This is a genomic window from Desmonostoc muscorum LEGE 12446, from assembly GCF_015207005.2.
In the GTDB taxonomy this organism is placed as follows: domain Bacteria; phylum Cyanobacteriota; class Cyanobacteriia; order Cyanobacteriales; family Nostocaceae; genus Nostoc; species Nostoc muscorum.
The window spans coordinates 1-13,587 of record NZ_JADEXS020000006.1 but is presented as its reverse complement, the minus strand read 5'-3'; the positions used below and the strand labels follow the sequence as shown (position 1 = coordinate 13,587).

11 protein-coding genes are annotated in these 13,587 nt (G+C 42.6%); 5 read left to right on the top strand and 6 right to left on the bottom strand.

Annotated features, from left to right (window positions below; all coding sequences use genetic code 11):
* Positions 1–54: 54 nt before the first annotated feature.
* Entirely contained in the window at positions 55–219 is a 165-nt protein-coding gene (locus IQ276_RS39850; RefSeq protein WP_176727137.1) for a hypothetical protein, read from the bottom strand.
* Positions 220–389: 170 nt separating this feature from the next.
* Here IQ276_RS39850 and IQ276_RS41225 point away from each other — a divergent pair, with 170 nt between their 5' ends.
* From IQ276_RS41225 to IQ276_RS39840, 3 genes are all read left to right on the top strand, one after another.
* Positions 390–584, top strand: a complete 195-nt coding sequence (locus tag IQ276_RS41225) for a ribbon-helix-helix protein, CopG family (protein WP_104902418.1) — start codon at positions 390–392, stop codon at positions 582–584.
* Positions 585–1,111: 527 nt separating this feature from the next.
* On the top strand, positions 1,112–4,321 hold the full coding sequence (locus IQ276_RS39845) for a primase-like DNA-binding domain-containing protein (RefSeq protein WP_235116535.1): 3,210 nt from the start codon (positions 1,112–1,114) through the stop codon (positions 4,319–4,321).
* A gap of 158 nt (positions 4,322–4,479) precedes the next feature.
* The gene (locus IQ276_RS39840; protein WP_193914651.1) at positions 4,480–5,406 is read left to right on the top strand and encodes a hypothetical protein; all 927 of its coding nucleotides are present in this window, start codon (positions 4,480–4,482) and stop codon (positions 5,404–5,406) included.
* 264 nt (positions 5,407–5,670) lie between these two features.
* Here the strand turns inward: IQ276_RS39840 and IQ276_RS39835 are convergent, their stop codons facing one another.
* Positions 5,671–6,381, bottom strand: a complete 711-nt coding sequence (locus IQ276_RS39835) for a Rho termination factor N-terminal domain-containing protein (RefSeq protein ID WP_193914653.1) — start codon at positions 6,379–6,381, stop codon at positions 5,671–5,673.
* Between the two features lie 13 nt (positions 6,382–6,394).
* Positions 6,395–7,744, bottom strand: a complete 1,350-nt coding sequence (locus tag IQ276_RS39830; RefSeq protein WP_193914655.1) for a ParA family protein — start codon at positions 7,742–7,744, stop codon at positions 6,395–6,397.
* 493 nt (positions 7,745–8,237) lie between these two features.
* On the opposite strand from IQ276_RS39830, the gene IQ276_RS39825 reads away from it, so the two are divergent.
* Positions 8,238–8,840 (top strand): tyrosine-type recombinase/integrase, encoded by a 603-nt coding sequence (locus IQ276_RS39825; protein ID WP_193914657.1) that lies wholly within the window; start codon positions 8,238–8,240, stop codon positions 8,838–8,840.
* A 216-nt stretch (positions 8,841–9,056) separates the two neighbouring features.
* Complete coding sequence (locus tag IQ276_RS39820) at positions 9,057–11,390, top strand: sensor domain-containing protein (protein ID WP_228042879.1); 2,334 nt, start codon at positions 9,057–9,059, stop codon at positions 11,388–11,390.
* A 73-nt stretch (positions 11,391–11,463) separates the two neighbouring features.
* Here IQ276_RS39820 and IQ276_RS39815 read toward each other — a convergent pair whose 3' ends face one another.
* From IQ276_RS39815 to parA, 3 genes are all read right to left on the bottom strand, one after another.
* Entirely contained in the window at positions 11,464–12,480 is a 1,017-nt protein-coding gene (locus tag IQ276_RS39815; RefSeq protein ID WP_069072667.1) for a PDDEXK nuclease domain-containing protein, read from the bottom strand.
* A 102-nt stretch (positions 12,481–12,582) separates the two neighbouring features.
* On the bottom strand, positions 12,583–12,858 hold the full coding sequence (locus IQ276_RS39810) for a type II TA system antitoxin, ParD family (protein ID WP_193914659.1): 276 nt from the start codon (positions 12,856–12,858) through the stop codon (positions 12,583–12,585).
* Positions 12,845–13,495, bottom strand: a complete 651-nt coding sequence (gene parA / locus IQ276_RS39805) for a ParA family partition ATPase (RefSeq protein WP_193914661.1) — start codon at positions 13,493–13,495, stop codon at positions 12,845–12,847. Before parA ends, IQ276_RS39810 begins: the two co-directional genes overlap by 14 nt.
* Between the last annotated feature and the right edge of the window lie 92 nt (positions 13,496–13,587).

Genomic DNA, 13,587 nt, shown 5'->3' with positions numbered 1-13,587 from the left:
CTGAAACATTGATGCAACCGTTGAAACTGTTTCATGAAACGTATCTATGAAACACTACTGAGTATCTTGGCTCCCAGTAGCAGTAGTCTGTGACAGCATCGAATTTTGCAAAATCTGAAGTAAAAGGAAGTTAACGACCTCTGCATGGTCATTAATGCCTAATTCCTGCGCTTTATTGCTGATAAATGGGTGTAGAGATTGCCTGATTGTTACTCGCATAAATTCTCCTCAAAATAAATTTGCAGGCTAAAGTCGCCAAGAATATGTGTATCTTGTCTCTCGCTGGCGCTTTTGCCTTATATCTGCCAATATAACAATGTCACGACATTGTGTCAACACGAGAAGCAGATAGTAAAATAATTAGATATTGTGTAGGAGAATAGATTTACATGAACTCAGTAGATTCGATGGTTGATAGACGACGGAGCGAAGATTATAGGCAGTTAAGCGGTCATGTGCCAGTTCCCTTGTATCGAAAATTCAAGGCGACATGTGCTGAACGAGATGTAAACCAAAGTGAGGCCCTCGAACAAGCGCTCGCACTTTGGATAGAACAACCTGCAAAGCAAGATGGTGCCGCATGACCGACAACATAAAATGCGTCTTAATCTTAGATTAAGGTCAAGTTGAGGCAGCATCAATAAATTGAATTGTTTTTAGTCACACTACTAGTATTAATATAGTGGGGTATTTATCTGGTTTTTAATGTTAGTTAAAAACTTGTAAAAGCTTTGCTATGTATTGGCTTGAGGAGAATAAATAAATTGTTTTATTTTATAAAGTTGAGATATTTATTATTTTTTTGTCTGAGATAATTTACTATGTAATAAGACTATACCCTTAGTTCATCTTTTCTAAGTGTCATGTCACCCGATATACATAAGAAAAGAATGCCTCCCCAAGACTCAACTTGTGTTCAGCAAGTTGTTTAACAGTCCTAGAAGACACCCAGTCATTTTTATCTCTATTAAATTTCTTTATAACCTAATGTTATCAGTTCCTAGTACTTCTTACAACTTCCTACAACAGGTTATAGAGAAATTTAATTAAAACTTTGGTGAATCTTCGGGGGAGGTAAAGCCCACACAATTTACCTCACAAGGATTTCACAATGGTAGCCATTTTAAAAGGACACGAAACCGTTGGCGGCTCCGTTATGCCAGGGGCGTTCGCCTCCTTCGACATCCGAAATTTTCAAGATCAGCTAGAGCCTTCCAAAGCTAAAGATAAGTTTATTTGTCCAGTTTGTGGCGGGAATGACTTATCTATTGTCCCAGAAACCGGGAAGTACAGATGCTTTAACGGCTGTGAGTGTAAACACGTCAGAGAGGCAATTAAACCCTGGGCTGAAGTGGTGGCAGAAAGGGCAGGGGCTAATTACACTCCGTCCCTAAACCGTTTGGCTGCGAAGCCTAAGAGAATCTTGCCCAAACCAGCACCAATTCCAGATGGTGAATTAGGTTTGGTGATGTTGACCTCTACTGTAACAGATATACCCCAACCGAAAAAGTTAACGAGTAGACCACCAAAAGATGTTGAGGGCAGTGCCACCGAAACAATTTATCCTTACTCAGAGTCGCAATGGGTGGTTCGCTACCAGTGGCCAGATGCGAATAAGGAGAAAGGTTACAGCAAGACCTTTCGGCAATGGCATAGGCTTTCAGATGGCACACCCCAAATGAAAAAAGGCGATAAACCTTGGGGAGCATATCGCATTGATGAAGCGATCGCTGCTGCTAAATCTGTGACAGGAACCCCGGCACTACTCCAGCATGAAGGCGAGGGATGCGTAGAAGTTGGTCGCTCACATGGTCTTGCTGGAATTACGTTTCAGGGCAGTGGATGGGATAAGAAAACAATTACCTCGGAATATCAACGCGCAATTGAAGCAGGCATAGGATTAATCGTTTTTCTGCATGACCCCGATGACACTGGCTTGAAAAAACTCCAGACGTGTTCTGAATGTGCTGCCGAAGTAGGAATTGCATTTATTGGAATTAGCCCCAATAGCATCTGCCCCGATTTACCATATAAATCGAGCGACATTAAAGAAATTTTGGGGCAAATGGAAACACCAGAATTTATCCGCAGGTTAGAGCAGGAGATTCACGCAGCTGTAGCAGAGCGAAAGCAAGCAGAGCGATCGCTTGAGTTGGCAGAATCCGAAACTCTTGAAAAAGAAGTTACGGAAAAATCTAATTTCAGTATAGATATTGACCCAGCAGACCCGGAGGCATTCTACAAATCCGTCTGCCAATCCATGAATTTACCCTACTCTAACTGCGTGACGGCGGGTACTTTTGATGGCTGGGCTTACCGAAAAATCTTTCCGAAAACTGAATGGATGGTAGTAAATTCATCCTTTTACAAGTGGTCACAAGAGAATAACCAATGGCAGCACCAAGATGATAATAAAGCTTACAAGCTCCTCGCTGACGCTGGAGAATCCGCTTACAAGCTCTCTTACACAAAGACATTTGGCTGGAGAATAACCAAGCCTTACGAAACTAACGCACACAAGGAATCTGCCTTTAAATATTGCCGCAGTCGCTTAGAACCAGCAGAACCACTGCCAACCAATACTCATTTATTAGGGTTTAACAATTGTGTTGTTGATTTGCGAACTGGTGAAGAAATGCTTCATCGCAAAGATTTTTACCTCACTAATATTATTCCCCACGATTACGAAGCCAACAAACCATGCCCAGAAGTTTTTCTGAAATTTATAACTGAGAGCTTTGGGTCAGAATTGGTTGAAGTGATTCGGGCGTTCACGAGTATGTTTTTAGACCCAACTGCCCCTTATGGTCGGTTTCCCCACTTAATTGGCTTAAGTGGTGGGGGCAAGGGGACATTGGGAAGGTTTTGGAGTAGTTTGTTTGGCGAGTCCGGCTCTAGTAGCGCCACACATTTTGCGGATATTTCTACACCGGAAGGACGGCATCAATATTTAAGTGGAAAGCGGATATTTGGATTCCCTGACGTAGGAGGTTATGCCGAAGGAGTCCGAGCTTTTTACGAATTAGTTGACAATGGGCCAATGAGCGGACGCGCTTTATTCAATCCAGTCGCTTATTCAATTCAGTGGTACATTCGGTTTTGGGTTGCCTCTGTAAGTCATCTACAGATCGAAAATGCTGGCGACGGCTGGATGCGTCGAGCTTACCCAATTCCAGTAAAAAACCGAGATGTGACTCCTGACCCCGACTTGTGGTTGAAGCTACAAGAGGTGAAGTCGGACATCATTTCTTGGGCTTTAGCAATGCCACGAGCAGAACGCGATCGCATTTTGTTATCGCCTCCTTCTTCAGATCGGGCGAAGAATCTGGCGCTAGAGGCATCTTTGTACGGGGACTCTACCAAATCCTTTGTAGACTTGTGCTTACGCCCCTCAACGACCGAAACATTTATCCCACAAAGTCGTTTACACAGTTGGTATGTACTTTACTGCCGGGAACATGGTTATGCTCCTTTGGGGATGTCCAAATTTATTAGCCATTTAAAAACAGTCTTGCCCCACAACTTCAAGGAACGTAGCTGGACACCCACGGTCAACGGAAAGCGTGAAAGAATTCAGTCCCACTTTGCATTCATTGAACCACTGGCTGGGGTATTTGAGATGAAAGTACCGGAGGGGCCACCGGATTCTTCACTTTCCAGGGCGGAATTTTGGTATTGCTTTAAAGATAAATGCCTTGAAGGGGGAATAGAGGAATTTGATGAGTTTTTTCATCCGATAAAAACGCCAGAACCCTTACACAGCTTACCTGTCCACCCTGTCCACCCACTAAATACCCCTCGTTTTGACCCTGGACAGGCTGAAAGCCTTACACAGCAGGGCTGTCCACCCTGTCCAATTGTCCTCCCCCAAGAATTAGCATTGCAAAAAAAAGATGAGGAAAATAATGAAAGTGAAGTTAATCAATTCGTTGATGTAATTGATAACCCTTCAGTCCCCCTAGACTTTGTGGACAATCTGGACAGCCTTGCTGTGACTGGGTTTGAGCCTGTCCAGGAAGTAAATCTTGCTGAAAACTCTTTGGACAGCCAGGACAGCCATCCTGTGACTGGGTTTTCTCCTCGACAAGATGGTGAATTGATAAATGCACGAGAAAGCGAATTATCTCGCCCGTCAGTGAAAGTTGGGGATAAAGTTGAGTTTTTCAACGACAGTGTTCGCAAGTGGCAAGTCGGAATCATTAAGAGCGTTCAACTAATGTCTTCATATTTTTGTAGCGCAACAATTGAGTATCGAGGCAATAAGTGTAAAGTATGTCAATTAGAAATCTTCAGAAGTGATTGGATAAAATTTCTGCATTAGGGTGTTAAATCAGTTAACAGTTATTGTCACCGATGTAAAACCCGATTAGGGAATTTGGCAGCATCGACAATGCCGCCAGTCATGTAGACAGTCGATAGACAATTAAGATTGAATTAGATTGCGATTTCTCCCCTATTAACAATCAAAGAACAATAATCATGGCATCTGCTGAACTTACCTCGCTTGAGTCAACCCAAGCAGTACCGACAGTTGAAACTCCATCCGATGAAGAGCAAGTAAATGTTGATACGTCAACATCAACAGAAATTGAATCGACAGCAGCAATATTTCAAGCTGTTGGGGTAATTACTGGGTCGGTCAATTTCAGTTCAGATGGACAAAGCACTGTTACTATCGGTAGCTATGAATACCCACTTTATTACTCGAAGCGACAATGGAATGTATTAAACGCTCTCAAGAAGGAAATAGAAAATACTGGCAACCAGAATCAGCGTTTGGTTGTTTATCCAAAGGCAATTCACTTTCCACGCAAAGAGCAACCGCATCGCATCGCTTTTCAGTTAGTGGGCTTTGACAGAGGGCGAAAAGTAGATGCAGTTTCAGGAGAGTTAGAAGACCTGGAGTTTAAATTATCAGGATTATGGCAGTTCATTCCTGTCTGCTCTACTCCCTGTATCTCGGTGTTCCGAAATTTCTCTGATGAAAGACTCGAATTTATTAAGCAGGCCGAACCTGCCCGAAAGGTGAAATTCATGAAGGCTAGTCATATACCCTTGCTATGGAAGGATGCACCCGTCCGACCCTTCAGATTTAATCCCAAGGTGGCTAAAGAGGAGCAAGGACGCGCAGCCTTTGTGACAGTCAAGGCTAAATTTCTGCCAGGGCGTGATGTCTTCGGTTTTGTTGCACTGACTGCGCTACCACAAGAAGCTGCACCCAGATTTCTCAAAGCGTCTAAGGAGGATAAAGCCACAGTGCAACTTGCAGCTAAGAAAGCGCAAAGAGCAGCAGCACCACCTGCACCAAAGAAAGGTAAGTCAAAAGCGACTAGTCAGGATAATACCTCTGTGCCGCGTACCAAACCATTACCAAAACCAAAACCAAAGTTAAAAACGGGTGAGTAAAACCGCTTTAAAGTTTTATCAGTCAACGCCATCATGGGGTTATATCTGTTGTGTGGCCCCCTGAATAAATAAATATTTGCAATAGTCGAGTCAGCCCTGACTGGCGCTCACGTCAAATTAGGGTTTTCGCTTGCTACGCGGTCAAATTGACAGAAGTTAGCTTTTCTCCCGCTTTGGGCGTACTTTTAAGCCAAGTTGGGTGTATAAGGCATCACCGTGCCAAGTGCGATCGCTCCTGGCGATGGGGATGGGTCGGCGTATGGGTTAACTAGCCATTAGCAGAGCAACTAACTCTTGCTTTTTCTTCTTACCGAATCCAGAAACCCCTTGTTTTTTAGCCATATCTTTGAGTTGTGTAAGTGTCAAGCTACTCAAATTAATATATGTAGCAGCTTCTGGTTTAGCAGCTTCTGGTAAAACAACTTCTGGTTTTGATTGAGGAGTAAGATAAAAAACCTCTTTAAGTGCGTCTAGCTTCTTTCCTTTGGTTATGCCACACTTTAGCTTTGTAATTGGCTCTAAGGTTGTCCAAGATTTACGCGGGGCATCTTCAATACGATTAGTAGCAATCGACAGATTTACACCAGCCATTTGACTGTTAGGCTTCTCAATAAGGTACTGCAAAGCTGCCTGAATTTCATCTCTGCTTGCGGTTGAAAGATTGATTTTAGCTACAGATTCACCAGTAAGAAATTTAGTCAACTGAAGTGTTCGTTCACTGTTATCTGTGACAATGCACCAAACCTTTTCTAGTCGAGCTTCTTCAGCAATCGCATAAACAAATGAGTTGCCGATAACTTTATACTGATCTTCCTCAATTTCTGCAACAATTACTGGAACCCAATTACGTCCATCTGACTCAATTAATTTTTTTGCAGATGCTTTAACTAAAAACTCTGGCACATCAATACCTTTCTCCAGATTGATTTTATCCATCGAAAGGCACATCAAATTCCCAATGTTGCTGACGCTCATAGATATAAACCTCTTATTGTAAAAAGTATTCTCTTACTAATCCCAGATAATGCCCACAGGCTGTTTTATTCTTAAAAACAGCGGGGACATGACTAAATGCAGCACCTGCAATATGTGCATAGCTAGGTATATCAAAAATGTGAAGGTCTTTCCTAGCCGAAGTTGTTTTAGGGTAAAAGTATGGTGTTAGATCAATAGGATTAGGTTTCTTACTTTTGGCTTGCTCTATAATTTTGTCTATTGCTTCTTCTGCTGTTTTTTTAGCTGGATCAGTGATAGATTCACCATTGTAAAAGATGGGCAAGGGGATCGGTCCACCATCTTTCCTTACGTTTTGGATTTCGGGAATAAAGCTTTCAATAACTGTAGCTGCATTATTTAAAGAATATATGCTGTTATGCTTAGTGGGAATTAAAACAACATCTGCGGCGTAAATTGCACTCTGGCTATAAAATACCCAGTTTGGGGGAGAATCTATCAAAATATAGTCATATTGCTGTTTAAAAGATTCTAGTGCTTGTCGTAGTCTGCCATAATTTATAAGTTGCCGCAGGTTTGCTTCTGGGAGATTTTTAAGCTTTGCGTCACTTGCAATAAAATCAAATTGCCATACAGAACCAGATTTGTATGAAACTGTAAATGAGTTGATTAAATTCTTTGGTATTTCTTTGCTAGTATCATTTACTAACCAAGAATACAAACTATCTTCTTTGACTTTTTGACCTAGCGAGTTGGTCAAATCCTGTTGATTAGGGTCAAAGTCAACAATCAGCGTTCGCTTTCCTAAGATCGTCAACATAGCGGCTAAATTGAGTGTGGTTGTAGTTTTACCTACGCCGCCTTTATTGTTATAAATTGCTATAGTAAGTGCTTTTAGCGGATTTTCTATTTTCTGCTTAATTGCCGAAATAACTTTATCTAGGTTGTCTGCTGTAATTTCTATACAAGGGGTTGCTGGGTAGATAACTTTGCCATGTTTTCTAAATAACTGGATATAGTCGCCATTGGCTATAATTCCCCATTGAGCAGTTTTGCAATTTGGGGCAAGTAAATAATGTTTGAGTTGATTAACTGTTGACTTATATTGTGCAGCTTTTGGGTGTAAATTTATATTCCTGCCTTTTACCTCTACCAATAAGTAAGGGTTTAACTTAGTCTCAATGAAAGTGTCGTTGTCAGAGTTCTTGCGAACAGCGTAATCAACGGCATTGCCGCCATTTCCTGTACTAAATCCTGGAATAGTTTCAGTTACGTCAAAGCCGAGTATTTTTAATAGTTCTGTGATAAATACACTACTAACTATCGGCTCGGACGCTCCATTAGGAAGATTTATTAGCGCTTGTCTAATTTTTGAAAAGTCCATAAAATTCAATATGTCTACGCAAACTTAGAGCAGCACATAGGCTGGCTCTCTACTTAGTGTATTCAGTAACTTTGCAATTGCCATTGCGCTCATTACGTAGATTTAAGAGATGATCGATTTTCTGGATATCAAAAAACACCTCTACCTTCTCCTCTAATTCCGCTTAATCAGGGTCAAATCGTTGTAGGCTTTGGATCACAGGGTCTACAGTCTGGCAATGAAAATCAATTGGCACTTAGCGCCTTCTTTCTAACGCAGTCAGAGATATACTTAATCTTCAGTCACGGATTAGACAACGACCGCGATCGCAACGAGAACACCGCAGGCATCGCAGACTGACTATTTGGCATTGAGCCAAGATTAACGTATTTATCAATTGATAACTCTTCGCAATAACTTCTCAGTGGCTTGTCTGTTAACGGAGTAATAGGGATCGTGGCGTAGTAGACTGTCCATAATAGATCGCGTAAAGCGGACAGTAGCTCAAAGAGTAATGACGACCACCCCGCCAGGACGTAAACCCAACAAGCACTACAGGTCTAGAGAATACCTTACACCAACTGAAGTGCGATCGCTACTTGATGCGGCACTTAATCGCCCTGCCCGTTATGCTCACCGTGACTACACGCTGATGCTGATGATGTTTCGCCACGGGTTGAGGGTGGGGGAAGCTGTAGGTGTAAGCTGCGGTTTGCGCTGGGATGCGGTGATGTGGGGTGAACGTCAGATTTTTATCACCAGGGAAAAAGGCAGCGATTCTGGGGTGCATCCCTTGAGAGATGATGAGTTAACTTTGCTCAAGGAACTTAGAGAACAATTTCCTGATAGCAAATATATTTTCGTTTCTGAACGTGGTCAAGTGATGTCCACTGATGCGGTGCGGAAGTTGCTAGGGCGGCTGGCTGTGCAGGCAGGACTTGATATCAAAGTTCACTGTCACATGATGCGCCATGCTTGCGGTTATTATCTGGTAAATCAGGGTTATAACACTAGGGAAATCCAAGACTTTCTGGGACACCGCGATATCAAACACACTGAAAAATATACCAAGCTGAATGCTCGACGGTTCCTGAATTTTGATTGGGGGGATTTGTAAAATTTTGACCAAGAAAGGCAGGCGTTGATATAGTTATAAAGTCTGCTTTGCTTGATAGTCACTGTATATAAAGCGGTTACTTACGCCCAAGGTGGTTAAACTTAACAGCCTATCGGATGTTATTAATTGCCGTAAATAATTAGTATTATTTATGATTTATACTCAGTGTTAACGATTAAAATATTTTGTATTAAAACATACTTCATTGATGGAAGTATGTTAGTAGCTCTGGTTGGTTGTGCCGTAGGGTGGCTGTGGGTCTTGGGGGAACGGGTGGGGTTGTTTGACACTGCTTTTGGATTGTTCCTGTATGTGATTGGCAATGTATTTGCCTTAATGGGATTAATTTGGTACTTTTCTAAGCGCCTCTATCAATTAGATATTAAGCGCCTGCGGGCTGAAGAAGCACTCTCTAAAGAGTTTCAGCGAGCCGAATCCGCTTTGCAACAAAGCTCAACCCGTGCCAAGCAGCTAGAGATTTTTATGGAGATAGTTCCGGCAGCAGTTTGGATTGCTCACGATCCACAGTGCCATCAAGTGACCACAAACCTTGCTGCCTACACACTTACACGAAGAACGCCAGATTTAATTATGACGGCAACTCCTGCTACTGGAGAATACCCCTTTCAGTTTAAAATTCAAAAATCTGGGCAAGATATTCCCCCAAATGAACTACCGATGCAGTTTGCGGGGAGAATGGGGCAGAGTATTGAGGCAGACTTTGAATTCGTCTTTGATGGCAGCGATGTGCGATTTATTAGTGGTCGAAGTGTGCCATTGCTCAATGATGCTGGCAATGTGCAAGAGGTAATTGGAGTTTTTTGGGATGACACTAATCGTAAGCAAGTCGAGTCGGCATTACGACAGAGTGAAGAACGATTCCGATTAGCAATAGAAAACATCCCTGATACATTTGTGATCTATGATGCCCAACGGCGCATACAGTATATCAATGCTTTCGGAGTTAGACGTAGTGGTTATTCTCTTGAAGCACTAATTGGCCACACAGACGAAGAAATAAATCCACCATTCGTCACAGATGCTTATCTCCCAATCCTGCTACGAACTGTGGAGACACGCACTCTGCAAACCGGAGAATGTACGATTAATTTGCCTAGTTCTGACCCTTTCACTATAGTTGTTACCTATGTGCCGCTTTTAAATGAACTAGGGGAAATTTCTCAAATTCTGGGGATTACTCATGATATAACCGAGCGCAAACGTGCAGAGTCACAATTGCAGCAGAATGCCTTTTATGATGCCTTGACAGGTCTACCAAACCGAGCCTTGTTTATGGAGCGATTAAAATATGCACTTGAGCTTGCTTTACAGCAGGAGAATTATTTATTCGCTGTACTGTTTCTCGACCTAGATCGGTTTAAGGTGATCAATGACAGTCTCGGACACCTAAAAGGAGACGAATTTCTGCTTGCTGTTGCCAACAGGATAAAAGTGTGTGTACGCTCACAAGATACAGCTGCACGGGTTGGGGGAGACGAATTTACAATCCTGCTTGAGGGAATCCTCAATGCGTCAGACGCTATACAAGTGGCCCAGCGCATTCAACAGGAACTGGCGTTCCCCTTTGATCTTGGGGGACAACAAGTGTTCACCACGGCAAGTATTGGCATCGCTTTGAGTTCAACAGTAGACTATGACCAACCAGAAGACGTGATCCGGGATGCTGATACGGCAATGTACCGAGCCAAAACACAGGGCAAGGCGCGTTATGAGCTATTCAACCCAGAAATGTATGCTAGTGCTGTAGCGAGATTGCAGTTAGAAAACGATTTGCGCCGAGCAATTGAACGTGAAGAATTTCGCCTTTTTTACCAACCGATTGTTTCGCTTACTAGTGGCTATATTGTAAGCTTTGAAGCGTTGGTGCGCTGGCAGCATCCAAAACTGGGTCTACTGTCTCCAGCAGATTTTATTCCTCTGGCGGAAGAAACTGGGTTAATTGTCTCTATTGGTTACTGGGTATTGTATGAGGCGACACGGCAAATGCAAACTTGGCAAGTGAGCCATTGTAGCCACTCACTAAAGAAAATTAGTGTCAATCTTTCTGTCAAACAGTTTTCCCAGCCGGATTTGACTGAGCAGATTCGGCAAATCTTGTCCGAGACTGGTCTTGCTCCCACCTCTGTTGTGCTAGAGATTACTGAAAGCGTAATTATGGAAAACGGCGCTCAGGCAACTGCTATACTCTTTCAACTTCGAGACTTGGGCATTGAGCTATCAATTGATGATTTTGGTACGGGTTACTCTTCACTAGGCCGTCTTAATAGTCTTCCAATTAGTATCTTGAAAATTGATCGCTCTTTTATTAGCCCAATCAACGCAAGCAGCAAAAATTTAGAAATTATTGAAATCATCATCACCTTGGCACACAAACTCGGTGTTTCGGCGATAGCTGAAGGCGTAGAGACAAAGCAGCAACTAGCACTTTTGAAAAAATTGAACTGTGAATCTGTCCAGGGATATTTTTTCTCTGAGCCATTGGATAGTTTAGCGGCAACGGCATTAATTACCGCTAATCCTCAATGGTAAAGGTTTTTGAAGCCGCGCTCTCACGTCGGCTTATGGTAGTTTGGCGACATCTCTTGAGAGGGGGCAGGGAACATCAGCCATCATTTACCTCCAAAAGCCGCCTTAACTCCTGCTTTAAAACCTCCGGATCTGGCAAATAAAGTTGATATCTCGACACAAAAAGCTGATTAGAAATACCACCCGTCGCATACTCAACCAAAATCTCATCCTTATCTCGCGCCAACACAATTCCTATTGGCTCGTTGTCATCCTTCATATTCTCCTCAGCGCGAAAATAATTTAGATACATATTCATCTGTCCAATATCCTGATGACTCACCGCTTGCGTCTTCAGATCGATTAAGACAAAACACTTGAGAATGCGATGATAAAACACCAAATCCACAAAAAAATGCGTGTTGTTTAAGGTAATTCGGTATTGCTGCCCAATAAATGCAAACCCCTTGCCCAACTCAAGTAGAAACTTCTCCAACTCAGCAATTAAACGATTTTCTAACTCACTCTCACGATAATTGCGGTCTGGTAAATCCAAAAACTCGAACACATAAGGATCTTTGACCACATCCCGCGCCGACTCGATCCGTTGCCCATCCTTAGCCAGTGCCAAAATCTCCGCCCGATCCTTACTCAACGCCACCCGCTCAAACAAAGCCGAATCCTTCTGGCGTTTCAACTCCCGCACACTCCAGCGATCTTGGATGCACTGCTGCTCATAAAATGACCGCGCCAAATCATCGGAAATAGCTAAAAGCTCCGTATAGTGCGACCAACTCAATTTGCCAGACAGTGTTTGGCAATTCTCATAGTTCAAATAAAACAGACGCATATACTGCAAATTAGAACGGCTAAACCCCTTACCATACGCAGCTTTCAAATCTCGTGAAAGCACCTGTAACAACTTACTGCCATATTCTGCTCGTTCCTTGCCCGCTTGCTCAAACTCGACAATATAACGCCCAATCTGCCAGTAAGTTTCTACTAAAACTGAATTAACCTGCTCAAAAGCCCGTTGTCGCCCCAACGCCAAACACTCACCAATGCGATCTAACAACTGCTGATATGAACCATCATTAACCGTTAAATCACTCATAACTCAAACCCCAACGAGAGCCAACTGCGTCTGAAATCTCCAAACAGTTGTAATAATGTAATTATGTAATTAAATACAAATGTAATAAAGTAATTAATTACATTATCTCTTTAGCTCCTCCTCAACTAGAGCAATCATATACTCCTTAATAGTCATGCCCTTTTTAGTAGCACGGATTTTAATCTCTTGGTGCTGTGCTTCGGTGACTTCAAAAGTAACGCGCTTGCTTTTAGGGTTGTTAACTTCTTCAGTAACTATAGTGCTAGGCACTTCAGCACCATTGCGACTTTCTACCCATGCTGCTGCTTCTTCAGGAACAGATGTTTTTTGAACACTTGGCTTTAAACTCAATTTTTGTGATTTTTTAGTTTCTGCCATGATTCGCTTCCTCTGTTGCTTGTAATATTTCCTTAACAACTGCTCGTACTTCATCACTTGCAGCACTTTTGGGGGCAGTTTCCAAAACCGTACTCCCAATATTCAAACACTCGGCAAATGCTACCCTTTGACTTATTTGTGCTTTCAGCACTGGAAAGGGGTATTCTTCTAAAACTTCCGTCACCTCTCGCCCAAGAGCAGTGTTCACTATCTTTCTGTTGATTAGAAATGCTGCTGTTAGGTCTGGTTTATATATAGTGGCCTCTTGTACCAGTTCTACTACCTCATGCACTGCCCACACATCTAGGGGAGATGGTTGCACAGGAACCAACACAAAATCCACTGCCATGATTGCTGATCTAGTTAGGTCAGAAACTCTTGGCGCACCATCAATGAAAACAAAATCATACCCCTGCGCTAGTTTGGGCAATTCTTTGTGCAAGATAGGACGATCCAAACCAATGACGCTAAATGGAGCCTCACCATTACGTGCTGCTGCCCAGTCGCGGGTTGAGCCTTGAGGGTCAGTATCAACTAGTAATACTCGATACCCTTTCATAGAAAAAGCATGAGCCAAATGGATGGATACTGTAGTCTTGCCACTGCCCCCCTTTTGGTTCAAAACCGCAATTTTCATAAATGTGTTTTTGTAAAAATGTAATTCATTACGTTATGACAAATTTCTAAAGGTGGCAATACCAAGCTTAATTCCTAAATTACAAATTTACA

What these genes read in the sequence shown, in the direction of transcription:
- IQ276_RS39850 (WP_176727137.1), bottom strand. Translation starts at nt 219, where the DNA reads ATGCGAGTAACAATCAGGCAATCTCTACACCCATTTATCAGCAATAAA.
- IQ276_RS41225 (WP_104902418.1), top strand. Translation starts at nt 390, where the DNA reads ATGAACTCAGTAGATTCGATGGTTGATAGACGACGGAGCGAAGATTAT.
- IQ276_RS39845 (WP_235116535.1), top strand. Translation starts at nt 1,112, where the DNA reads ATGGTAGCCATTTTAAAAGGACACGAAACCGTTGGCGGCTCCGTTATG.
- IQ276_RS39840 (WP_193914651.1), top strand. Translation starts at nt 4,480, where the DNA reads ATGGCATCTGCTGAACTTACCTCGCTTGAGTCAACCCAAGCAGTACCG.
- IQ276_RS39835 (WP_193914653.1), bottom strand. Translation starts at nt 6,381, where the DNA reads ATGAGCGTCAGCAACATTGGGAATTTGATGTGCCTTTCGATGGATAAA.
- IQ276_RS39830 (WP_193914655.1), bottom strand. Translation starts at nt 7,744, where the DNA reads ATGGACTTTTCAAAAATTAGACAAGCGCTAATAAATCTTCCTAATGGA.
- IQ276_RS39825 (WP_193914657.1), top strand. Translation starts at nt 8,238, where the DNA reads ATGACGACCACCCCGCCAGGACGTAAACCCAACAAGCACTACAGGTCT.
- IQ276_RS39820 (WP_228042879.1), top strand. Translation starts at nt 9,057, where the DNA reads ATGTTAGTAGCTCTGGTTGGTTGTGCCGTAGGGTGGCTGTGGGTCTTG.
- IQ276_RS39815 (WP_069072667.1), bottom strand. Translation starts at nt 12,480, where the DNA reads ATGAGTGATTTAACGGTTAATGATGGTTCATATCAGCAGTTGTTAGAT.
- IQ276_RS39810 (WP_193914659.1), bottom strand. Translation starts at nt 12,858, where the DNA reads ATGGCAGAAACTAAAAAATCACAAAAATTGAGTTTAAAGCCAAGTGTT.
- parA (WP_193914661.1), bottom strand. Translation starts at nt 13,495, where the DNA reads ATGAAAATTGCGGTTTTGAACCAAAAGGGGGGCAGTGGCAAGACTACA.